This is a genomic window from Mycobacterium paraffinicum (genome assembly GCF_025822865.1).
GTDB lineage: Bacteria > Actinomycetota > Actinomycetes > Mycobacteriales > Mycobacteriaceae > Mycobacterium > Mycobacterium paraffinicum.
Genome location: NZ_JACKUR010000033.1, coordinates 116,186 through 137,919, shown reverse-complemented (window position 1 = coordinate 137,919; position 21,734 = coordinate 116,186). Strand labels below are relative to the sequence as shown.

26 protein-coding genes and 1 pseudogene are annotated in these 21,734 nt (G+C 66.8%); 10 read left to right on the top strand and 17 right to left on the bottom strand.

Annotated features, from left to right (window positions below):
* Positions 1–577 precede the first annotated feature (577 nt).
* The 6 genes from H7J89_RS23315 to H7J89_RS23290 all read right to left on the bottom strand — a co-directional run bounded on the left by H7J89_RS23315 (position 578) and on the right by H7J89_RS23290 (position 3,926).
* Positions 578–1,078: an Rv2253 family sensor-like surface protein gene (locus tag H7J89_RS23315; protein WP_264047129.1), complete on the bottom strand. Its 501-nt coding sequence runs from the start codon at positions 1,076–1,078 to the stop codon at positions 578–580.
* 105 nt (positions 1,079–1,183) lie between these two features.
* Positions 1,184–1,375 carry a hypothetical protein gene (locus H7J89_RS23310; protein ID WP_264047127.1) on the bottom strand — a complete coding sequence of 64 codons (192 nt, stop codon included), beginning with the start codon at positions 1,373–1,375 and terminating at the stop codon, positions 1,184–1,186.
* A gap of 220 nt (positions 1,376–1,595) precedes the next feature.
* Positions 1,596–2,039 carry a hypothetical protein gene (locus tag H7J89_RS23305; protein WP_264047126.1) on the bottom strand — a complete coding sequence of 148 codons (444 nt, stop codon included), beginning with the start codon at positions 2,037–2,039 and terminating at the stop codon, positions 1,596–1,598.
* A 129-nt stretch (positions 2,040–2,168) separates the two neighbouring features.
* Positions 2,169–2,399 carry a hypothetical protein gene (locus tag H7J89_RS23300; protein WP_067199165.1) on the bottom strand — a complete coding sequence of 77 codons (231 nt, stop codon included), beginning with the start codon at positions 2,397–2,399 and terminating at the stop codon, positions 2,169–2,171.
* A 62-nt stretch (positions 2,400–2,461) separates the two neighbouring features.
* On the bottom strand, positions 2,462–3,205 hold the full coding sequence (locus H7J89_RS23295) for a hypothetical protein (RefSeq protein WP_264047125.1): 744 nt from the start codon (positions 3,203–3,205) through the stop codon (positions 2,462–2,464).
* 373 nt (positions 3,206–3,578) lie between these two features.
* Positions 3,579–3,926 carry a DUF732 domain-containing protein gene (locus H7J89_RS23290; protein ID WP_425563450.1) on the bottom strand — a complete coding sequence of 116 codons (348 nt, stop codon included), beginning with the start codon at positions 3,924–3,926 and terminating at the stop codon, positions 3,579–3,581.
* A gap of 612 nt (positions 3,927–4,538) precedes the next feature.
* On the opposite strand from H7J89_RS23290, the gene H7J89_RS23285 reads away from it, so the two are divergent.
* Together H7J89_RS23285 and H7J89_RS23280 are read left to right on the top strand one after the other, a co-directional pair.
* Positions 4,539–4,751, top strand: coding sequence for a hypothetical protein (locus H7J89_RS23285; protein WP_264047124.1), 213 nt, complete (start codon positions 4,539–4,541; stop codon positions 4,749–4,751).
* Positions 4,752–4,835: 84 nt separating this feature from the next.
* A complete protein-coding gene (locus H7J89_RS23280; protein WP_264047123.1) occupies positions 4,836–5,756 on the top strand; it encodes a cation diffusion facilitator family transporter in 921 nt (306 codons plus the stop codon).
* Positions 5,757–5,815: 59 nt separating this feature from the next.
* On the opposite strand, the gene H7J89_RS23275 is transcribed toward H7J89_RS23280, so the two are convergent.
* The 4 genes from H7J89_RS23275 to H7J89_RS23260 all read right to left on the bottom strand — a co-directional run bounded on the left by H7J89_RS23275 (position 5,816) and on the right by H7J89_RS23260 (position 8,656).
* Positions 5,816–6,160, bottom strand: a complete 345-nt coding sequence (locus H7J89_RS23275; RefSeq protein WP_264047122.1) for a DUF732 domain-containing protein — start codon at positions 6,158–6,160, stop codon at positions 5,816–5,818.
* Positions 6,161–6,239: 79 nt separating this feature from the next.
* Positions 6,240–7,748 carry an alanine/glycine:cation symporter family protein gene (locus H7J89_RS23270; RefSeq protein WP_264047121.1) on the bottom strand — a complete coding sequence of 503 codons (1,509 nt, stop codon included), beginning with the start codon at positions 7,746–7,748 and terminating at the stop codon, positions 6,240–6,242.
* A 138-nt stretch (positions 7,749–7,886) separates the two neighbouring features.
* Positions 7,887–8,204: a DUF732 domain-containing protein gene (locus H7J89_RS23265; RefSeq protein ID WP_264047120.1), complete on the bottom strand. Its 318-nt coding sequence runs from the start codon at positions 8,202–8,204 to the stop codon at positions 7,887–7,889.
* Between the two features lie 59 nt (positions 8,205–8,263).
* Positions 8,264–8,656, bottom strand: a complete 393-nt coding sequence (locus tag H7J89_RS23260) for a DUF732 domain-containing protein (protein WP_264047117.1) — start codon at positions 8,654–8,656, stop codon at positions 8,264–8,266.
* Between the two features lie 51 nt (positions 8,657–8,707).
* Here H7J89_RS23260 and H7J89_RS23255 point away from each other — a divergent pair, with 51 nt between their 5' ends.
* From H7J89_RS23255 to H7J89_RS23245, 3 genes are all read left to right on the top strand, one after another.
* Complete coding sequence (locus H7J89_RS23255) at positions 8,708–9,454, top strand: Clp protease N-terminal domain-containing protein (protein ID WP_264047116.1); 747 nt, start codon at positions 8,708–8,710, stop codon at positions 9,452–9,454.
* Between the two features lie 85 nt (positions 9,455–9,539).
* The gene (locus H7J89_RS23250) at positions 9,540–10,064 is read left to right on the top strand and encodes a hypothetical protein (RefSeq protein ID WP_067744176.1); all 525 of its coding nucleotides are present in this window, start codon (positions 9,540–9,542) and stop codon (positions 10,062–10,064) included.
* The gene (locus H7J89_RS23245) at positions 10,052–10,552 is read left to right on the top strand and encodes a GNAT family N-acetyltransferase (protein ID WP_264047114.1); all 501 of its coding nucleotides are present in this window, start codon (positions 10,052–10,054) and stop codon (positions 10,550–10,552) included. Before H7J89_RS23250 ends, H7J89_RS23245 begins: the two co-directional genes overlap by 13 nt.
* Here H7J89_RS23245 and zapE read toward each other — a convergent pair.
* Positions 10,530–11,627, bottom strand: a complete 1,098-nt coding sequence (gene zapE / locus H7J89_RS23240) for a cell division protein ZapE (protein ID WP_264047112.1) — start codon at positions 11,625–11,627, stop codon at positions 10,530–10,532. The genes H7J89_RS23245 and zapE overlap by 23 nt on opposite strands.
* Here zapE and H7J89_RS23235 point away from each other — a divergent pair.
* The 4 genes from H7J89_RS23235 to msrB all read left to right on the top strand — a co-directional run bounded on the left by H7J89_RS23235 (position 11,626) and on the right by msrB (position 15,804).
* Positions 11,626–12,387, top strand: coding sequence for a pyrimidine reductase family protein (locus tag H7J89_RS23235; protein WP_264047110.1), 762 nt, complete (start codon positions 11,626–11,628; stop codon positions 12,385–12,387). The genes zapE and H7J89_RS23235 overlap by 2 nt on opposite strands.
* A gap of 14 nt (positions 12,388–12,401) precedes the next feature.
* Positions 12,402–13,961: an alpha/beta hydrolase gene (locus H7J89_RS23230; protein ID WP_264047109.1), complete on the top strand. Its 1,560-nt coding sequence runs from the start codon at positions 12,402–12,404 to the stop codon at positions 13,959–13,961.
* A gap of 18 nt (positions 13,962–13,979) precedes the next feature.
* Positions 13,980–15,281 (top strand): arabinofuranan 3-O-arabinosyltransferase, encoded by a 1,302-nt coding sequence (gene aftC, locus H7J89_RS23225; protein WP_264047107.1) that lies wholly within the window; start codon positions 13,980–13,982, stop codon positions 15,279–15,281.
* 115 nt (positions 15,282–15,396) lie between these two features.
* Complete coding sequence (msrB, locus tag H7J89_RS23220) at positions 15,397–15,804, top strand: peptide-methionine (R)-S-oxide reductase MsrB (RefSeq protein ID WP_264047106.1); 408 nt, start codon at positions 15,397–15,399, stop codon at positions 15,802–15,804.
* An 88-nt stretch (positions 15,805–15,892) separates the two neighbouring features.
* On the opposite strand, the gene H7J89_RS23215 is transcribed toward msrB, so the two are convergent.
* From H7J89_RS23215 to hemE, 6 genes and pseudogenes are all read right to left on the bottom strand, one after another.
* Positions 15,893–16,741 carry an endonuclease domain-containing protein gene (locus H7J89_RS23215; protein ID WP_264047105.1) on the bottom strand — a complete coding sequence of 283 codons (849 nt, stop codon included), beginning with the start codon at positions 16,739–16,741 and terminating at the stop codon, positions 15,893–15,895.
* Positions 16,742–16,881: 140 nt separating this feature from the next.
* Positions 16,882–17,631, bottom strand: a complete 750-nt coding sequence (locus tag H7J89_RS23210; RefSeq protein WP_264047104.1) for a class I SAM-dependent methyltransferase — start codon at positions 17,629–17,631, stop codon at positions 16,882–16,884.
* 3 nt (positions 17,632–17,634) lie between these two features.
* Positions 17,635–17,700, bottom strand: a pseudogene (locus H7J89_RS23205) (16S rRNA (guanine(966)-N(2))-methyltransferase RsmD); the annotation flags it as partial.
* Between the two features lie 4 nt (positions 17,701–17,704).
* Positions 17,705–18,400 (bottom strand): hydrogen peroxide-dependent heme synthase, encoded by a 696-nt coding sequence (hemQ, locus tag H7J89_RS23200; RefSeq protein ID WP_067789672.1) that lies wholly within the window; start codon positions 18,398–18,400, stop codon positions 17,705–17,707.
* A gap of 5 nt (positions 18,401–18,405) precedes the next feature.
* Positions 18,406–19,755, bottom strand: a complete 1,350-nt coding sequence (locus tag H7J89_RS23195) for a protoporphyrinogen oxidase (protein ID WP_264047103.1) — start codon at positions 19,753–19,755, stop codon at positions 18,406–18,408.
* Positions 19,752–20,801 (bottom strand): uroporphyrinogen decarboxylase, encoded by a 1,050-nt coding sequence (gene hemE, locus H7J89_RS23190; RefSeq protein ID WP_264047102.1) that lies wholly within the window; start codon positions 20,799–20,801, stop codon positions 19,752–19,754. The genes H7J89_RS23195 and hemE overlap by 4 nt, the downstream gene beginning before the upstream one ends.
* Positions 20,802–20,848: 47 nt before the next feature.
* Between hemE and H7J89_RS23185 the strand changes: the two genes are divergently transcribed.
* Complete coding sequence (locus H7J89_RS23185; RefSeq protein ID WP_264047101.1) at positions 20,849–21,682, top strand: enoyl-CoA hydratase/isomerase family protein; 834 nt, start codon at positions 20,849–20,851, stop codon at positions 21,680–21,682.
* The last annotated feature ends 52 nt before the right edge of the window (positions 21,683–21,734 follow it).

Below are 21,734 nucleotides of genomic sequence, written 5' to 3'. Positions count from 1 at the left end.
GTTGGTGAAGCACGGTGTAGGAACCCGCATCGTCACCCACCGAGGCCCCGCCTCAGCTCACCGACACGACACTTTCACGCGGATATCCGCCGGCCACCGCTGCACTCTCGTTCACGAAGAGCCGATAAACCAGTAGTCAACGGGCTGATGTCTAAATTCAGGTCTTCCGCGAACGCGCGAACGCGGCGATAATGCAGCATGCGTTTCATCTATATCGCTGCGGCGGTCGGTGTGGCGATCGCTGTACCGATGGGGGCGTTGCCGGCTCACGCTGACACGGGCGTCAATGGTTACGTCCAATGCCTAGGCGGCGATGCGAAGCCCCCGCCGCCGGGGGTGAGTGCCGAAGATTGGTTTCCCAGCGTTCACGTCATAGCGACGGATCTCGATGGTGGAATTCCCTCTAACCAAGTAGCGGCAAGATTAGTGGAAATGGGAGTCGCGCCGAACGACGCCGTTAAGAGAGTGCAGTGCTTCATGGCCAATCGGCCGCACTAGGCGGCCCCCGGAAATCGCCAGAAAACGCACTCATTTTGAAATACCCTATGCGCCAACGATTTATGGCCGAATCTGGATTTCACACGCGCTCGGCCTTCATGTCCATGTCGATGGTGCCCTGGCACGCCCCGCTCAAGATGTCGGTGTGCATGATCCCGTCAAGCGACCCGTCGGGTTGGGGCGTGTAGCGCACAGTGGTTCGCGCCGGATTCCATTGGATCGTGGTGTCGGGCATCATGCAGTCCCACTGAAAATCGTTGGTCTGTGACCAGGCCGTTCCATCCCAGGTGAACTGAACCGGCTGCGGAACCGTCGGGTTGCTTGGCGGAGGGCCACTGACGATTGTGGCGACGCACTTTCCGTTCGTGCAGCTCGAGCGGAGACCGTAGGTCTCGGTGTGCTGCACCTCAGGATTGCCGACCGCCATGCTGGTCCCGGCCTTCGGCCCAACCATGAACGTGATCGCGTACTGGCCGTTCCAGGACGGGTTGTCGGCGCAGGCGGTCGGGGAAAGTGACAGGGCGATCGGGAGCGACGCCGCGCATAAACCGACGAAGATTTTCAAGCGGTCCGAGGCCATCGTTTCTCCTCCGAGTCCGTGACCATTTCCCCAATGGTCGTACCCAGAGCTACCGGCGACAAGCTTTTCGGCCGATTGCTTCGACGTCCCTGTTGAGTCCTCGCCTTACCAACCCCACTCGTCAGGATCCAGGACATCCACAGTGAGATCGTTGTCCGCGGGGGCTTTGGTCCCGTAGGCAAAAGTGAGCAGGGTGCGGCCGTCGTCAAGCGGTTCAGTCGCGACGACGGTGGCATGCCCGATCTTCATCCGGATCTTGTCCCCGGGCTCCAATTCGTCGACACGTTTCAGCGGCATGCTCGGCCCATCAGCAGCAGTGAAACGGGGAATCCCGCGGATACCGTGGTCATCACCGCCATCCTCCCACGTCCTGCAGGGCGCCCACGGCCGCGCGTGGAAAGCTTGTGCAGCTAGGAGATTGGAAGGCCCTGACCTGTCGGTGACCTTCGGTTTCCCCCGGCGCGCGTCCCTGGGTTCTCCGCTAGGTCGGAGCTGGGCTCGCAGCGTCTGGCGGCACCTAATCCGAGGACTTGTCGGAGTCTTCTGAGTCTTCGTCGTCGTCGGACTCATCGGCGTCGTCTTCGTCTTCGTCGTCTCCGTCGTCTCCGTCGTCTTCGTCGTCTTCGTCGTCTTCGTCGTCTTCGTCGTCGTCGTCGTCATCATCGGAGTCCTTGTCCTTCGACTCCTTGTCCTTCGACTCCTTGTCCTTCGACTCCTTGTCCTTCGACTTTTTGTCCTTCGACTTTTTGTCCTTCGAGTCCTCGTCCTCGTCGGAATCCTCGGACTTGTCGGAGCGGTCGAGCTTGTCGGCGAATTTCGTCAAGAGCTCCGCAAGTTTGCGGGCCTCATCAGAGTCCAGCGAGTCGTCGAATAGTCGCTCGTCGCCCTCCGAGACGCGCTGAACGTAAACCGCGTTGTCTTTGATGCCGACGTCCCACCGGCCGCCCTCTTGACGAACCATTTGCTGCCGCCTTCCGACTAGTGACCTGATCGCACAACCGACGCGTCCCGCCGAGTTACTCGGTTGTTTACCCACTTGTGCCGGCAACGCCTCACTCGTGCGGGCCCGAATCGATCTAGTGCGTCGCGCCTACGGTGCGATCGGCCGCTTGAAGAAGCACGCGACAGAGAAGGCCCCGCGGTGGTCGGCGTCGAGCCCGACCATCTCCCACCCCAGCCGACCCAGCTCGTCCGCCCTCAGCTTCATCTCGTCCATGGCGGTGTCCCCCTCCCGGTAATCCCACGTGTATTCCCACTGCTGCGGATACCACTTGCCGTCGGAGGCCAGCCACCAGCCCGGGCCCGGCGAAGGATTGTTCATGTGGTCGTAAGTACCACAGGCCGCGTCGTCCCCGGAACTGGTCTTGCCCCCGGCCTCAGCAACTAGGGGGCATACGCCCAACCGAGAAAGATGTTTTGCGAATCGTTGGGGCTTGGCCTTATTTCCCGAATGTGCGGCGGAGTGAAGTAGTTGGCGGTGAGGTACTGGCCGTTGCCCTCGCTGAGCATGACGTGGCCAGTGCCGTGATCGAATCCCGGATTGCTCGTAAAAACGAGGGCCCCCTCGGGAATATTGTCGGCGTTGCTGTGGATCTGCCCTTTACGGTTGAAGTCGTTGAAAGCATCCATCGCCGACGGATATCTGAACGCATGGTTGTAGGCCTGCTCGACGAATGCCTCGCATTGGACCGTGTTATTGGGGTCAGCGGCCATCTGGTCGCGTGCCCACGCCAGAGCATGGGCGGCCTTGTCTTCACCGGCCGCTGCAGCGGGCGTCCCCGCGCCCCCGCCGCAGTCCGGACCGAGGGCATCGAGCGTGCGGGTGTCGATGTCGACATCGGCGACGTAGTGGCCGTCAGTTGTCTTGTACCAGAGGCTGTCCCAGCCCCCATTGGCAATCTGGTAGCTGAAGAAGCCCTTCACCGGGTCGCCCGCGGCATGGCACACGAGAGTGAGGACCTGGCCGGCGTTGTAAACGCCTTCTTGGCCCGCCTTCAAGTTGGGGCCGTTCATCCGGTTGGTGGTCTGTGCTTTGACGGTCGCAGTCGTGTCCGCGTGAGCGGGCGCGGCAGTGTGCAGACCTAACGCAAAAACGGCTGCCGTTGTGGCCGCGATTGCTGCTTTCATTACCCGGTCTTTCTGCCACGTCCCTATGAAATTGATCGGGACGCTACACCTGCAGCAAACGTCATGTCTTTGGAATGGCAGTAAGAACTCCAGCCGCAATTCTTAAGAAAAACTCGCGGCCATCAGCAATGTCGCCGGCCCGTTAGGGTCGAAGGAACCTCCGGAAAGATAAACTTGACGCCAACGGTCGCCATTCGCACGGCCCTTGTTCGCACGAGCGGCCCGCCAACTGACGATCAGCCGCGCGAGTTTCCTTCCGCGAACATTGCGTTGGCGGCGGGCGGCGTGAACCTAGCCCCTTGACAAGCGATTTCGCGTTTCACCCAGCCGGTGCCTCCGCAAGGAGCCCGGTCCCACCGCGGCCCCGCGAAGCTCAGCAGTGCGTCGCCCAGCACCGCTGAAGCGGGCAGTAGGTCGAATGCGCGATGCTCACCATGGATTGGACGTCTCCCACCGTCACGTTCCTCGGATCCAGGTCGGCGTGCACATTCTGAGCGATCTGGTCGTACGTCCAGCCCCACCCGATATCGTCGCAGATGAGGCGCCCCATCCCGGTCAGAGCCGCGTCGTGGTCAGGCGGCCAACTAAATCCCGCGGCGCGCAGTTGGGCGAGGTAGGCGTCATCGGCGGGATCCGCGACGGCAATCGCGGCGCTCGCGAACAGAGCCGCGAACGCCATGACGGGGGCGACCAGTCGTGCCGACCAACGAGGAAGCTGCATGGATCCTGTTCCTTTCTCACGCCGGCGACGATGCCGTCAGGGCCGGCTCCCATGCGGGAGGAATACGAAGAATAGGAAATGCAGGGAAAATGCAGCTTATGGGAAGCTGAATAGTCGGATTTGCGAGCACCTATCGCCGGGGTCCCCGGATCAGCGGGCCACCAGTCAGGGAGCGGGCGGCGGAGGCGGTGGCGGAGTCCAGCGCCGCCCATCGGTGGTCCACCCACAGGGCAGCCAATTCAGCTGGGGGCCATCGAACGTCAGGCATTTGGGCGTGCCAGGCGGCGGCGTGGGACCCGGTGAGGGCTTGTCAGCGTGAGCGGTGGCCCCGCTGAGCATTAATGCCCCAACGGCCACAAATATCGCTGCCGACTTCCTCATCGGCGGTTCCGGTGAATAGCGATCCACCACGGCGATTGTCGCTAGCCTTCGGCCTGCGCGTTCACGCTATGAATTTTAGTCGTCCGCTACCGCTTTAGACCTTGGGAATTGCTGACAATCGGCTGCGTCCCGCGCCCCGGACAGCGGCTTAAAACAACACCCCGAAACGCCCGAGCACTACAAATTTCTAAGCGGTGCAACGGCTTTCGCCAGAGGGGTAGAGTCGCGGGCATGAATTTGGTGGAGTGGCTGAGGACCCCGCACTATCTGCGGACGCGTCTGATGATGGAACGACAACCGATAAGAAACCTCGAAGTAGAGACCGTGTTCCTCGAAATCTCCCACCGTGACGCGCGGCTCCGGTTCCCGGTGATGCTCATGCTGCTGCCGAGGCGCTCTCGCCCGTCGCGCGATCAGACTGCCCGTCCGGATCAGGACAAGTGATTCCGGCGCTTCGGCATCGGCGCGTGTGGGCCAGCCATGATGCCACGGGTGCGGTGCCGGCCCCCGATCGGGCATGCTTGCCCTATGCACCTCGTCAACGGCGTCCGTGACCCAGCGGCAAGTTTCCCCCTCGACACCGTCACCGACGATGCGGCCGAGCGCCGGCAGGCCAACCGGGCCGTCGCCGTCAGCGCCGTCGGCCTCGCGCTGACCGGACTCGTCGAATTGGCCATCGCGCTGCTGTCCGGCTCGGTGGCATTGCTCGGCGACGCGTTGCACAACCTCTCGGACGTCTCCACCAGCATCCTGGTGTTCGTCGGCTTTCGCGCGTCGCGCAAAGTCCCCACCGAGCGCTACCCCTACGGCTACGAACGCGCCGAAGACCTCGCCGGAATCGGTGTGGCCCTGGTCATTTGGGGCAGCGCCGCCGTCGCCGCCTACGAGAGCATCAACAAGCTGCTCCGGCACGGCGGCACCGAATACGTGGGCTGGGGCATCGTAGCGGCCATCGTGGGAATCGCGGGCAATCAGCTGGTGGCCCGCTACAAGTTGGTGGTGGGCAAGCGGATTCGCTCGGCGACCATGGTGGCCGACGCCAAACATTCCTGGCTGGACGCGTTGTCGTCGGCCGGCGCGATGCTGGGGCTGATCGGGGTGGCGCTCGGCTGGGCCTGGGCCGACGCGATCGCCGGGATCGTCGTCACCGGATTCATCTGCCACGTCGGCTGGGAGGTGACCGCCGACATCGCTCACCGCCTGCTCGACGGCGTGGACCCCGACATCATCACGACCGCCGAGGCGGTCGCCGCCACGGTGCCGGGCGTCACGCACGCGCACGCTCGCGCCCGGTGGACCGGCCGGACATTGCGCGTCGAGGTGGAAGGCTTCCTCTCCCCCGAGACTCCCCTGGCCGCGGCCGATCAGACCGGCCGCCTGGTTGCCGCCGCCCTGGCGCCGAAGATCCCCGAGATGCACAACTTCACCTGGACCGCGCGGGCCGCGTAAACGAGATACGCAGGGCAACGTACGGTTCGGTCACTCGATCTCGACGTCGGCCTCAGCCGTCAGTTGCCGGGTTGCCCCTCGGGCTTGGGGCCACGGTCCTCGCCGGTGATGTACTTCGGGCAGTAATGGGCAGAAGCCAGGTACGTGAACTTGGCCGCGCTGGCACCCTGGAAAGCCGGATTCTGGTTGCGGAGCTGCGTCACGATCTCGGCGGACGACTGCCCGTCGTCGAGCAGTTCACACACCGACTTGGCGATGGTGACCGCGTTGCCGCCGTCCTGGTAGGTGAGGCCGGCGTCGCGCAGGTCTTTGAGAAAGTCCTGATCGTTGTCGATGTCGGCATACGCGGGCACGGCCAGGCCGATTGCGGCGGCGACGCTCGCCAGCACCAGTAGAAATCGCATAACGCAGCGATTGTCGCAGACCCGTTGGGGAATAGCACCTCGTCGGGCAAACGGCGGGTGAACTCTCCCCGGCCCGCGGCTACGCCGCCGGCGCGCGGGAGAAGCGCAGCGCGGGGCGGCGCAGCGTCAACGCATCGGGCAGCGCACCGACCTGCCGGCGCTCCGCGGGTTCCCAGATGTCGCCGTCGAGAACGCCGGGCAGGCCGGCCTGGCTGGCAATGAAAACCGGCGCGACGCCTTGCACGAACTGCCGGTGGTAATCCTTGAGCGCCGCGAACGCCCACTTCCCCAGCAGGCAGATGGTGAGCAGGTTCGCGATGGCCATCACCGCCATGGTCAGATCGGCAAGCGCCCACACCAACGTGAGCTTGGCCATGGCCCCGAAGATGATGGACACCAGCGTGACCACCTTCAGCACGTTGGCCGCCAGGCGCCGGCCGCCCAGGTAGAACAGATTGGCCTCGGCGACCACGTAATTGCTCAGCACCGAGGCGAACGCGAAGACGAAGACCACCGCGGTCATCAACACCGTGGTCCACGAACCGAGATCGGCGGCGACCGCCGACTCCGTAAGGCTCGCACCGGCAATCGCTCCCAGGCGGGCCGGATTGTAGGTTTCGGGACCCGACAGCAGCACGATGAATGCCGTCGCCGTGCAGATCACCATCGTGTCGACGAACACGGCCAGCGACTGAATCAGCCCCTGCTCCACCGGATGTGCCACGGTCGCGGCGCCGGCGATATTGGGCGAACTGCCCATCCCCGCCTCACAGGCGAACAAGCCGCGCTTGACGCCGGTGAACATTGCGGCGAGCGCACCGCCCGCGAAACCACCTGCCATTTGCCGGATTCCGAATGCCCCTCCGATGATCTCCTTGACCACCATCGGCAGTTCGGCGATGTTGACCGCCACGATTCCCAGCGCGAGCACCGTGTACACCAGCGCCACCACCGGAAGCACCGACCCGGCGAACTGGGCGACCCGGCGCACGCCACCGAAGAGCACAGGCGCCGCCAGCACCGCCAAAATGGCTGTCGTCCAACCGACCCCGATGCCGTGTGACGATTGCAAGACCCCGCTGATCGCGTTGGTCTCGACCATGTTGAACGCGGTGGAGAAGGTGAGCACCAACAGCATCGCGAACACGACGCCGCCCGCGCGTGACCGCAGCCCGCGTTGGATGTAGAACGCGGGACCGCCACGGAAGGCGCCGTCGTTCGAGCGGACTTTGAAGATCTGGGCCAGGGTGGCCTCGATCACCGCCGTGGCCATGCCGACCGCTGCCACCACCCACATCCAGAAGACGGCACCGGGCCCGCCGACCGTCAGCGCGATTGCGACACCGGCGATATTGCCGGTACCGACGCGCGACGCGAGACCCACGCAGAACGCCTGGAACGACGAGATCCCACCGTCGTTGTGGCGCGCTCGGCGGAGCTGGCGAAGCATACGACCGAAGTAGCGGATCTGAATGAACCGGGTGCGCACCGTGAAATAGATGCCGCCGCCGATCAGCAAATAGATCAAGATGTGCGTATTAAGGATGTTGCTAAGGGGTTCGACCAACTGCTGCTGAAGGAAGTCCAAACCCCTGCTTCCTTTCGACTACGGCCGCGATCCGTCGCCGAAATGGTATGGGCGAATTGTTGATTACAGGTTTCGTTCACTCGCCGTTAGCGGGCGGATATGTAAAAAGCGCATCACATTCGCACACCGGGTCCACCCCTAGGACGCGGCGGTGGGCGCCGAAAGCGCTTGGGGGCAATACGAGTTGGCTGCTATCGCCGCGAACCGGGTGGCATCGTCCCCCTGAAGCCCACGATTGAGCATCTGAATCATCCGGACGACGTCCGAAAGCTGCGAGCCCTCGCTCACCAACTTGCACACCGCCCTGCCGGAGGTAATCGCCTGATCGGGGTCCGAATAGGTCAGGCCCGCCGCGTGCACCGTGGCGAGGAATGCATCGTCGCTGCCGTCGGCGCGCGCGGGACCGGCCAGGCCGATCGCGGCACTAAGGCCGAGCAGAATCAGAAGTAGCCTCACGGCTCACAGATCGTTCCAGAGCTGGCGACCGCCCGCATCTCGTAGCGCGGATCGGTCGCTCAGGAGCTGGCGGTCGCGGTCGTCGTGGTGGTCGACGAGATCGCGTCCGGGCAGTACGCGTTGGCCGCGATCGCCGTGAACTTCTCGGCTTTCTCCTGGGTCAGTGCGGGCGCCTTGGACGTCATCGCCGTCACGATATCCGCCATCGCCGTGCCGCCGCCGGCCGCCGAGCACACATAGTGCGCTGCCTGGAGAACCTGGCCCGGATCGTTATAGGTGAAGCCCGCCGAATTCAGCGACGCGAAGAAAGCATCGTCGGTGTCATCGGCGTGCGCGGGAACGGCCAAGCCAATCACGGCAGCAACACTGGAAATCGTCAGAACAAGCTTCATAAATTCGAAATCGTCCCAGACGCGCGGGCGGTTCGCCGCTGGCGAAACAATTTTTAACAATCGTCAACCTTTGGTTGACAGACATAGCTGCGTCAACCTATCGTTGACGGCATGCCCGACCCGACCCGCATCGCCTACCCCGTCCGCCTCGACGAGCTGATCGACGCGATCAAATCGGTCCACGCCGACGCGCTGGATCAACTGGCCGACGCCGTGCTGGCCGCCGAGCACCTAGGCGAGGTCGCCGACCACCTGATCGGGCACTTCGTCGATCAGGCCCGCCGATCAGGGGCGTCGTGGACCGACATCGGCAAGAGCATGGGCGTCACCAAACAGGCCGCCCAGAAGCGGTTCGTGCCGCGCGCCGAGGCGGCCACCCTGGACCCCGAACAGGGCTTCGGCCGCTTCACCCCGCGGGCGCGCGGCGCCGTGGTGGCGGCCCAGAACGCCGCGCACGAGGCGGCCAACAACGAGATCACCCCCGAGCACCTGCTCCTCGGCCTCCTTGACGATCCGGCCGCGCTAGCCACGGTGTTGCTGCACCTGCAAAAGGTCGACACCGAAGCGCTGCGCGCCGGGGTCGAGCTGCCCCCGCCCAGCAGCGGGACTCCCGACCTCATCCCGTTCAGCGGCCCGGCGCGCAAAGCCCTCGAGCTGACCTTCCGGGAAGCACTTCGTTTGGGCCACAACTACATTGGGACTGAGCATCTACTGCTGGCACTGCTTGAGTTGGAGGAAGCCTCCGCCGACGAGGGACCGCTGCGCCGATGCGGTGTCGACAAGGCCCGTGTGGAGGCCGATTTGATCAAGGCGCTGGAATCGCTCGGCGGCGGCAAGGCCGACCGCGCGGACGGCTGATCGGGTGTGGTCTGACCCCTCCCGGCAGCCTCACCGCGTGTGCGATCATTCGATGGTCCCCTTCCAAGGGTGCTAGGAGGCGAAGATGCACCGCTGGCTGGTCGTCCTGTCCGCGTTCCTCGTCGCCGCGGCGAGCGCCACCGCCGTCGCCGGACTTCCCGCCCCCCGCGCCTGGGCCGGTGATGCCCCGATCGGCCACATCGGGGACACGCTGCGGGTGGACACCGGCACCTACGTTGCCGACGTCACCGTCACCGGCGTGTCACCCTGTGACCCACCCCCCGGATTCGGCTACACGCGCGAAGGTACCTATAAGGGCTTCCCGGGCAGCACCGTCGAGCGTGCCGACGTGGTCGTCCGCGCGGTCCGGGTACCCAATCCGTTCATCATGGCGACCAACTTCAGCTTCGACGGCGTGACCCCGTTCGCCGACGCCTACAAGCCGCGAGCCACCGATGCGCCCGACGCCCTGGACAACGTGCTCACCAACGCGCCGAATGGAGCGATCGTGCGCGGCGAGGTGTATTGGGACGCCTACCGTGATCCCGTCTCCACCGTGGTGCTGCTGGACAAGAAGACGGGCTACCACCTCGCGCAGTGGAACCTCTGACACGCGTCGCATCAACGAACTCGGTTGACGTTCAACAGCTTGCCGATATTGCCGCGCGCACATTCCCGTTGGCGTGCCCCGCCTCGATGGCGCCGGCGAACATCGCAGCGTTCGTCGAGGCCAACCTGTCGCCCGGCCGCTTCGCCGAATACCTGGCCGATCCGCAACGCGCGGTACTGACCGCGGCCGACGACGACCGAATCGTCGGTTACGCCATGCTGATTCGCGATGGTGACGCCGCAGAGCTGTCCAAGATCTACGTTGCGCCTGAGCATCACGGCAGCGGGGTCGCCACCGCGCTGATGGACCTCGCGCTGGCCACGGCCCGCGAATGGGGCGTGCGGCGCGTGTGGCTGGGTGTCAATCAGGCAAACCAACGCGCACAACGGTTCTACGCCAAGAGCGGATTCACGGTCAGTGGCACCCGAACCTTTCAGGTCGGCGCCGGGCGCGAGAACGACTTCGTCATGACCCACGTGCTTCGCTGACGCCAGTCGTCAGTGCCAGGAGCCGAGACATCGCCCGCAGATACTTCTTTCGGTACCCGCCGGCCAGCATCTCCTCGCTGAAGATGGTGTCCAGCTTCGCGCCCGAGGCCACCACCGGCACGCCGGCGTCATAGAGCCGATCGGTCAGCGCCACCAGCCGCAGCGCGACGTTCTGGTCATCGATGCCGTGCACACCCGTCAGAAACACCGCGGCCACTCCCTCGATGAGGGTCAGGTACCGCGACGGGTGCATGGTGGCCAGGTGCGCGCACAACGCGTCGAAATCATCGAGCGTCGCGCCGTCGACTCGTGCGGCGCGGGCGGCCACCTCTTCGTCCGACAGCGGCTGCGGCGCCGGCGGCAAGCCCCTGTGCCGATAGTCGGGACCCTCGATCCGCACGGTAGTGAATATGCTTGCCAGCGTGTTGATTTCCCGCAGGAAGTCCTGGGCGGCGAATCGCCCCTCGCCGAGCTGCTCGGGCAGTGTGTTGGAGGTGGCCGCCACCGACACCCCCCGCTCGACCAGTGACGAGAGCAGCCGCGAGATCAGCGTGGTGTTGCCGGGATCGTCCAGCTCGAATTCGTCGATACACACCGCGGTGTAGTCGGCCAGCAAGTCGACGCATTCGGCGAAACCGAACACCCCGGCCAACTGCGTCAGCTCCCCAAACGTTGCGAACGCCTTGGGGTTTGACGACTCCGGTCCGTCGCCCGGCAGCTCGTAGTAGGCGGACGCGAGCAGGTGGGTCTTGCCCACGCCGAAGCCACCGTCCAGATACAACCCGACACCGGGCAGAACCGCCCGTCGGCCCAACATCTTTCGCCGGCCCGCCCGTCGTTCCACGGCCTGCCGGCAGAAGTCCCGGCATGCCACGACGGCTGCGGCCTGCGTCGGCTCGGCCGGATCGGGCTGGTACGTCGCGAAGCTCACGTCGGCGAACGTTGGGGGCGGCCTCAATTGAGCGATCAACCGCTCGGGCGAGACGGTCGGATGCCGATCCACCAGGTGCGCGACTCGCGTGGACGGGGACCCGTGCATGCCAGAACTGTAACGGCGTGCTGCAATCGACCTCATGTCCGTTCCAGAGACGCCGCTGTCGCTGCTCGGATCGATACGCGAAGTCGACGACGGTGAACTCCCCCGGCTCTACGGCTACCCCGAACACGACGGGACATGGGTACGGGCCAATTTCATCACCAGCGTGGACGGTGGGGCCACCTCCGGCGGCAGCAGCGGAACGATGGGAGGTCCCGGCGACAGATTCGTCTTCAACCTGCTGCGTGAGCTCGCCGACGTCATCGTGGTCGGCGCGGGCACCGTGCGGGTCGAGGGCTATTCCGGCGCGCAGCTGAGCGTCGCGCAGCGCCAGCAGCGGCAGGCCCGCGGGCAAAGCGAGGTCCCGCCGCTGGCGATCGTCACCAAGTCGGGGCGCCTCGACCGCGACATGGCGGTGTTCACCAGGACCGAGGTGCCGCCGCTGGTCCTCACCTGCGCGGCGGCCGCCGCCCCGGCGCGCCGGCTGCTCACCGACCTGTGCGAAGTGATCGACTGCTCCGGCAGCGACCCGGGCGAGGTCGACGAGGCCGTCATGCTGGCGACCCTCGGCGCCCGCGGGATGCGCCGCATCCTGACCGAGGGCGGGCCGATGCTGCTCGATTCGTTGATCCAGCGCGACATGCTCGACGAGCTCTGCCTGACCATCGCGCCCTACATCGTCGGCGGCCTGGCCCGGCGCATCGCGACGGGCCCCAGCCAGCTGCTCACCCGGATGCGCTGTGACCACGTTTTGACCGACGACGCCGGTTACCTGTACACCCGCTACGTCAAGGCCTAGCTACTGTGGTCGGCATGAGTCGGCAGATCACGTTCGCCACAATCTTGATTGCGGCGACCACCGTGGTGGCCGGCTGCGTCCCGGGCCTGGCCGCCGACCCGCGCTTCGCCACCAATTCCGGCGCCAAACCCCAGGGTGCGGCCACCGCCAAGCCGCCCCCCGGCGGCCCGCCGCCGGTCGCCGCCCCCAAGAACGACCTGCCGTGGCACGACTGCACGTCGCGGGTGTTCGGCGATGCCGCGGTGCCGCCCGCGGCCGGGGTCCAGCTGGATTGCGCGAACTACGACGCCGACCTGGACCCGAACGGCGGCGGAACCGGCACCGTGAGCGTCGGCGTGGTCCGCGCCCGCTCGAACCAGACGCCGAGCGACGCGGGCCCGCTGGTCTTCACCACAGGCTCGGACCTGCCGTCTTCGGCGCAATTGCCGGTCTGGCTGTCCCGGGGCGGAGCCGACGTGCTGCAGACCCACCCGATCGTCGCCGTCGACCGTCGCGGCATGGGCATGTCGAACCCGATCGACTGCCGGGACACCTCCGACCGGCAAATCATGCGCGATCAGGCGCAGTTCCAGACCGGCGACGACCCGGTCGCCAACCTGTCGGACGTCGCCAACAACGCCACCACCAGCTGCACCGACGCCATCGCGCCGGGTGCGTCCGCCTACGACAACGCCCACGCCGCCTCGGACATCGAGCGACTGCGGTCGCTGTGGGACGTGCCGGCGGTCGCGCTGGTCGGGATCGGCAACGGCGCGCAGGTGGCGCTCGCCTACGCCGCGGCGCGCCCCGACAAGGTCGCCCGGCTGATACTCGACTCGCCAGTTGCGTTGGGCGCCAGCGCCGAAGCCGCCGCCGAGCAACAGGTCAAGGGCCAGCAGGCCGCGCTCGATGCGTTCGCCGCCCAGTGCCTCGCGGTGAACTGTGCGCTGGGTCCCGACCCCAAGGGCGCCGTCAGCGGGATGCTGGCGGACGCCCGCGCCGGCAAGGGGCCCGCCGGGGCGTCGCTGGCCCAGCTGACGAGCGCCATCACCGTGGCGCTCGGCTTTCCCGCGGGCGGCCGCGTCAACGCCACCACCAGCCTGGCCAGCGCTCTGGCGTCCGCCCGCTCCGGCGACACCAATCAACTGACCAACCTGATCAACCACGCCGACGCCACCGAGGACTCCGACGGCCAGTTCGTCAACGCCTGCAGCGACGCCGTCAATCGCCCGACCCCGGACCGTGTGCGCGAACTGGTCGTGGCGTGGGCCAAGCTGTACCCGCAGTTCGGCACCGTCGCGGCGCTCAACATGGTCAAGTGTGTGCACTGGCCCACCGGCTCGCCGCCGGCGCCGCCGAAATCGTTGAAGGTCGACGTCCTATTGCTGGGCGTGCAGAACGACCCGATCGTCGGCACCGAAGGGGTCGCGGCGACGGCGGCCACCGTCATCAACGCCAACGCGGCCAGCAAGCGGGTGATGTGGCAGGGCATCGGACACGGCGCCAGCATCTACTCGAACTGCGCGGTCCCCCCGCTGATCGGCTACGTCAACAGCGGCAAACTGCCCGGCACCGACACGTACTGTCCCGCCTGATTTTCCGGCCGCGCGCCGGTGTACGGTGCGCTGGTGACGGCAGCTGAATCGAGCCGAGCCGGCTCTCGCGGTTGGGTCCTGGCCGCCTTTCGTCCCCGCAGCGGCCCCCCGAGCGCGGCGACCATCGTGCGGTCGGCGTTGTGGCCCCTGGCGATCATGTCGGTGCTGCACCGCAGCATCATCCTCACCCTCAACGGCAACATCACCGACGATTTCAAGCCGGTCTACCGGGCGGTGCTGAACTTCCGGCGCGGCTGGGACATCTACAACGAGCACTTCGACTACGTCGACCCGCACTACCTGTACCCGCCCGGCGGCACGCTGCTCATGGCGCCGTTCGGGTATCTGTCCTTCACGCCGTCGCGGTATCTGTTCGTTCTGATCAACACCGTGGCGATCCTGCTGGCCTGGTATCTGCTGCTGCGGATGTTCAAATTCACCCTGTCCTCGGTGGCCGCGCCCGCCCTGCTGCTGGCCATGTTCTGCACGGAAAGCGTCACCAGCACTCTGGTGTTCACCAACATCAACGGCTGCGTGCTGCTGGCGGAGATGCTGTTCCTGCGCTGGCTGCTCGACGGCCGCGTCAGCCATCAGTGGTGGGCCGGCTTCGCGATCGGGCTGACGCTGACGCTCAAACCGCTGCTCGGGCCGTTGCTGTTGCTGCCGCTGCTGAACCGTCAGTGGCGGGCGCTGGTTCCCGCGATCGTGGTGCCCGTCGTCATCAACCTGGCCGCGTGGCCTCTGGTCAGCGATCCCATGGACTTCGTCACCAAGACGGTGCCCTACATCCTGGGCACGCGTGACTACTTCAACAGCTCGATCGAGGGCAACGGCGTCTACTTCGGCCTGCCCACCTGGCTGATCGTGTTCCTGCGGCTGCTGTTCACCGTGATAGCGATCGGCGCCATGTGGCTGTTGTACCGCTACTACCGCACCCGCGACCCGCTGTTCTGGTTCACCAGCTCGTCGGGCGTGCTGTTGCTGTGGTCGTGGCTGGTGCTGTCGCTGGCCCAGGGCTACTACTCGATGATGCTGTTCCCGTTCCTGATGACCGTGGTGTTGCCCAACTCGCTGCTCCGCAACTGGCCGGCGTGGCTCGGGATTTACGGCTTCTTGGCGCTGGACGATTGGCTGATTTACCGGTGGATGAGATACGGCCGCGCGTTGCACTACCTGAAGATCACTTACGGGTGGTCGCTGCTGCTCATCGTGGTGTTCACCGTGCTGTTGTTCCGGTATCTGGACGCGAAGGCCGAGAACCGGCTGGATGAGGGCATCGATCCGGCGTGGCTGACGGCCGGGCGCCAGCGCGTGCGGTGATCGCAAGCGCGGCGGAGCCGGCCGCAGCGGGTCACCGCAATTGGCGCTAGCGGTGATCGCAAGCGCGGCGGAGCCGGGCGCAGCGGGTCACCGCAATTGGCGCTAGCGTGGATGCATGAATCCGAAGCTGCAGCTGACCGATGCCGAGTGGCGCCAGAAGCTCACGCCCGAAGAGTTTCACGTGTTGCGCCAGGCCGGCACCGAGCGGCCCTTCACCGGTGAGTACACCGAAACCAAGACCGAAGGCGTCTACCAGTGCCGGGCCTGCGGGGCCGAATTGTTCCGCAGCACAGAGAAGTTCGAGTCGCACTGCGGCTGGCCGTCGTTCTTCGACCCGGCGAACTCCGATGCGGTGATCCTGCGGCCCGACCACTCGATGGGCACGACGCGCACCGAGGTGCTGTGCGCGAACTGCCACAGCCACCTGGGCCACGTCTTCGCCGGCGAGGGCTACCCGACGCCGACCGATCAGCGCTACTGCATCAACTCCATCTCGCTGCGCCTGGTGCCCAAGGGGGCGTAGTTCCAGCGGCCTCAGGGACGGCGTCTTGCCGCGGCTGCTCGCGACACATAACCAGCTGCGACGACACGCCGGTAGGCGTCGCAAAGGTTTATATCTCGCGACATCCGCGACGGATGAGCGCGCTGCGAACGCGTCTCACGACGTCTTGCGGCTTGTCCTCCGCGATTACCCGGATGACGATCCAGCCAAGTTCTTCGAGCCTGCGTAACCGCCACTGGTCTCGGGCGTATTGGCGGCGGTTGGTGCGGTGGTGGTCCCCGTCGTATTCGGCCGCCACTTTGTACCGCTCCCAGCCCATGTCGAGCACGCCTACGGTTCGCCATCCTTCGTTCACCGGTATCTGGCTGGCTGGTACCGGCATTCCGGCGTCGATCAACAACAGACGCAGCCACGTCTCCTTGGGCGACGCGGCACCAGGATCGACAAGCGGAATCGCCGCACGTAGCCGCCGCAGCCCCCGCGCACGCGGGTGCCGCTTAGCCAGGAGCAACACCTCCTCGACGTCAAACGGGGTCGCCCTCATCAGCGCGTCGAGCCGCGCCACCGCGTCGTCGCGGGGGCGTTGTCTGCCCAGGTCGTAGGCCGTCCTCGCCAAAGTGGTGACCGGAATACCCCCGACAATGGTGACCTCGTCGCGCTCGATCCGGTCATTCCGGGTGACGACGCCCAGCGGCGAATGCTGGTTGCCCCAAATCAGTTCGACGGGCTCATCGTCATCGATCCAATCCGAGCCGTGCAACGCAGCCACGGCGAGCCCGGCCACGACACCGCGTCTGCGCGACCACAACCACGCCGCGATGCAGCGCGTCCGCAGTGACGGGGTCCCCTGCTCCCCCAGGTACACGTCGGGATAGATCGCGTGGAATCCCACTCGCAGCTGATGCGGAGTCAGCCTGCCCTGCCGCACGGCCTCACTGCCGACAAACACGTCATCCACACCCGAAAGACGTCAGTGCCTAGCCCACGGATCCACCAGACATAAGCTGCTGCGCCGTCTTTCGGCGTGTCGACACAGACGTTTATGTGTCGCGGGAGCGGCCGGTGAGCGGCGCGGGAGCCGGACGAGACGACGCGAACTCAGTCCACCCGGGTGGCGTGCACCTCCCAGAACGGGGCGTGCACCCGGCCGTTCACCAGCCATGGTTCCATCAAGCGGAACTGTTCCAGCAGTTCCTCGATCTGATCGGCCATGTCGGGATTGCGCGCGGCCATCATCTCGATCTGCTCGACGCTCATGTTGACCAGGTAGGTCGTCGGGCCGAGGTAGGTGATCTCCCAGCCGCCGAGGGGAAGCACGTCGCGAAAAGCTCTATCGGACAACGTCCGCAGCATCTTGAATCCGTTGACGTTGTGCTCGCCGAACTCGAACATGTACAGCCGCGCACCGGGCTGGGTGGCCCGGTGCAGCGCTTGCACGTAGGACCTCTGCAGCTCGGGATCGGTGCTGAAGGTGTGGTAGAAGGCGCAGTCGACGACGGTGTCGAACCGGCCTTCCATGCCCTCGAGCTTGGTGGCGTCGGCCAGCTCGAAGTTGACCGAAACCCCTGCCCTGCGGGCGTTTTCGCGGGCCCGCTCCAGCGCGGCTTCCGACCCGTCGATGCCGGTGGCGGCATACCCCTTGGACGCGTAGTAGATCGCGTGATGACCCGGCCCGGTGCCCGGGTCGAGCACCTCGCCTTTGATCGCGCCCAGGGCGACCAGTCGCTGAACCACCGGCTGCGGGCCGCCGATGTCCCATGGCGTAGCGGCCGGCAGTCCGTGCGACGTCCGCTCGTCGCGGTACATCTCCTCGAAACGGGCCGGGTCGGTCACGTCGGGCGTAGTCATTGAGCGCCGCTCCTCCTCATCGCTTCGTCCCCCGCAAGCGGGCGGTACCCGCACTGCGTCGTCGCCGGCGCCGTCATGGCAGCGCGTTCACCAGCTGCTCGACCGGCACGCGCGGCCCGGTGAAGAACGGCGTCTCCTCGCGGGTGTGCCGGCGGGCGTCGGTGGCGCGCAGCTCTCGCATCAAGTCGACGATGCGGTGCAGTTCGGGCGCCTCGAAGGCCAGGATCCATTCGTAGTCACCGAGCGCGAACGCCGGCACCGTGTTGGCGCGGACGTCCTTGTACTCGCGGGCGGCCATGCCGTGTTCGGCGAGCATGCGGCGCCGCTCCTCGTCGGGCAGCAGGTACCACTCGTAGGACCGCACGAACGGATACACACAGATGTAGTTGCCGGGCTCTTCGCCGGCCAAGAATGCGGGGATGTGGCTCTTGTTGAACTCGGCCGGCCGGTGCAGCGCCACGCTGCTCCACACCGGCGAGCAGGCCCGCCCCAGGGCGGTGGTGCGCCGGAAGTCGGCGTAGGTGGCCTGCAGCGCCTCGATGGTTTCGGCGTGGGTCCAGATCATGAAGTCGGCGTCGGCCCGCAGGCCCGCCACGTCGTAGAGGCCGCGCACCACGACGCCGCGCTCCTCCTGCTGCTTGAAAAACCGCGACGCGTCATCGATGACGGCATCCCGCTCTTCTCCCAGCTCGCCCGGCCGCACGGAGAAGACCGAGAACATCAGGTAGCGGATCGTCGCGTTGAGGGTGTCGTAGTCGAGCTTGGCCATGGAACCTATCGTGCCACTTCCACGTCGAGGGCCTCGATCGCGCGGCCGGCCGCCCCGATGCATGCCGGCACGCCGATGCCGTCGAGGTAGCTGCCGGCCACGGCGAGCGTCGGCGGCAGGCCCGCGCGGATCTCGGTCGCCAGCTCGGCGTGGCCGGGTCCGTACTGCGGCATGGCCTCGATCCAGCGCTGCACGCGGGCATCGACCGGGTCCACCGCCAGGTCGAACACGTCGACCAGGTCGCTCAACGCCCAGCCCAGCAGTTCGTCATCCGAGACGCTGACAGCCACGTCGTCGCCGCAACGACCGAACGACAGCCGAAGCAGCTGGGTGTCCCCGCGGGCGCCCCACTTGCGCGACGAAAGCGTAATCGCCTTGCTCCGCAACGGCTCTCCGGTCGCGACCAGCACGCCGGAACATTGCGGGAACGGCGTGTCGCCCGGCACCGCGAGCGCGACCACCACCGACGACGCGCTGGCGATCCGGCCGGCGGCGGCGGCGCTGCTCGGGGCGACGTCGGCGACCAGGCGCGCCACCCGCGGGGCCGGGACGGCCAGGATCACCGCGTCGGCGTGCCATCGGGCGCCGGTGTCATCCAGCAGCGACCACCCCGGTCCGGCCGGTTCGAGCCGTTGCACCGCGGCCCGGACCCGGTGCGGCCGGCCGCGCTCGACGAGCGCGTCGAGCAGCACCTGGTAGCCGCCGTCCAGCGCCCCGAACACGGGTGCGCCGGTCGCCGGCGGCAGCGCCTGCCGGACCGCGTCCGTCAGGCTGGCGGCCCCGCGGTCCAGGGCCGCCGCGACGCCGGGGGCCGCCGCGCGCAGCCCGATCGTGGCCGCCGAACCGGCGTACACCCCGCTCAGCAGCGGATCCACCGACCGCGCCACCACCTGCTCGCCGAACCGCTCGCCCACCAGTTCGGCCGTCGCGGGGTCGCTGCCGGGTCGCCAGTCCAGCGGGCGGGCGGGCTCGGCTTCGATGCGCGCCACGGTCGCCTCGTCGACCAACCCCGCCACGGAGGCGGCCGACGACGGAATCCCGGCCACCGTGCCGGTGGGCAACGCGTGCAGCGTCTGCTGGCTGTAGATCAACGGCCGGGCGCCGGTGGACACCAGTTGACGCCCCGACAGGCCCAGCTCGGCCAGCAGCGCGGGCATCTCGGGCCGGCGCAGGATGAACGCCTCGGCACCCAGGTCCATGGCCTGCCCGCCGACCCGCTCGGTGCGCAAGATGCCGCCCAGCCGGTCGCCGGGATCGAACAGGGTGATGGCCGCGTCGTCGCCCACCGTCGCGCGCAGCCGATATGCCGCCGTCAGGCCCGAAATACCGCCCCCGACAACACAATACGAAGTCATAGCGAGTGGACCAGCGCCACCAGATCAGTCAGCACACCGGGGTCGGTCTCGGGCAGCACGCCGTGGCCGAGGTTGAAGACGTGACCGGTCGCGCCCGCGTCGACGGCGCGGCGCCCGTCGTCGACCACGGCCCGGGCGGCGCGTTCGACGGCCGGCCACCCCGCCAGCAGCACTACCGGATCGAGGTTGCCCTGCAGCGCAATGCCCGCTGCGACCCGGCTGGCCGCATCGGTGAGCGAGGTTCGCCAGTCCACGCCCACCACCGTCGCGCCGACGGTGGACATGGCCCCCAGCAATTCGGCGGTGCCGACCCCGAAGTGCGTCATCGGCACGCCGTGCTCGGCAAGCGCGCCGAAAACCCTGGCGCTGTGCGGTTGTACGTAAATGCGGTAGTCGGCGAGCGACAGCGCGCCCGCCCACGAGTCGAACACCTGTATGGCGTCCACGCCGGCCTCGAGCTGCGCCCGCAGGAAGCCCACGGTGATGTCGGTCAGCTTTTCCATCAACGCATGCCAGCTGTCCGGTTCGGCCAGCATCATCGCCTTGGTGCGGGCGTGGTGGCGGCTGGGACCGCCCTCGATCAGATAGGACGCCAGGGTGAACGGCGCGCCCGCGAATCCGATCAGCGGGACGCTGCCGAGCGCGGCCACCAGCAGCGTCACCGCGGCGCACACCGGCTGAATCCGTTGGCGGTCAAGGGGTTTCATCGCATCGACGTCGGCAGCGGTGCGCACCGGGGACGCGATCACCGGCCCGACACCCGCGACGATGTCCAGGTCGACGCCCGCGCCGAGCAGCGGCACCACGATGTCGGAGAACAATATCGCCGCGTCGACGTCGTGCCGGCGCACCGGCTGCAAGGTGATCTCGCAGACCAGCTCGGCGTCGAAGCAGGCCGACAACATGTCGGTCTGGGCCCGCAGCGCCCGGTATTCGGGCAGCGAACGACCCGCCTGCCGCATGAACCACACCGGGATCCGGCCGGGTTTGCCACCGGTGACGGCGGCCAGATACGGCGACTCGGGGAGGTCGCGGCGAGTACTCATTGTCCTCAATGCTGCCATGAGGGTGCTGCTGCGTAATATCGACGACCGTGCCAGTCAGCCACCCGCCCGTGAATTACGACGAGTTCCCCAGCCTGCGCTGCGAGGTCGGCGACAAAACCGGCCAAGAAGGCATCCTGACCCTGGTTCTCGACGCCCCCGGCCTCAATTCGGTCGGGCCGCAGATGCACCGGGACCTCGCCGACATCTGGCCGGCGATCGCCCGCGACCCCGACGTCCGCGTCGTGCTGGTCCGCGGCGAGGGCAAGGCCTTCTCCTCCGGCGGCAGCTTCGACCTGATCGCCGAGACCATCGGCGACTACGAGGGTCGGATGCGCATCATGCGGGAGGCCCGCGACCTGGTGCTCAACATGGTCAACTTCGACAAGCCCGTCGTCTCGGCGATCCGAGGCCCGGCCGTCGGCGCCGGCCTGGTGGTGGCCCTGCTCGCCGACGTCTCGGTGGCGGGCCGCACCGCGAAACTCATCGACGGGCACACCAAGCTGGGCGTGGCCGCGGGCGACCACGCCGCGATCTGCTGGCCGCTGCTGGTCGGCATGGCCAAAGCCAAGTACTACCTGCTCACCTGCGAGACGTTGCTCGGCGAGGAAGCCGAGCGCATCGGCCTGGTGTCCACCTGCGTCGACGACGATGAGGTGCTGTCCACGGCGACGCGGATCGCCGAGGATCTGGCCCGCGGCGCGCAGAACGCCATCCGGTGGACCAAGCACAGCCTCAACTCCTGGTACCGCATGTTCGCGCCCACCTTCGAGACCTCGCTCGGCCTGGAATTCCTCAGCTTCAGCGGCCCCGACGTGCAGGAAGGGCTGGCAGCGCACCGCGAGAAGCGGCCGGCCCGATTTACCGGCGGAAATGGCTCCTGAGCAGGGGCGATACCGGCCGACAAGGTCGGGTAACGGGTTGGTAGCGGTCGGC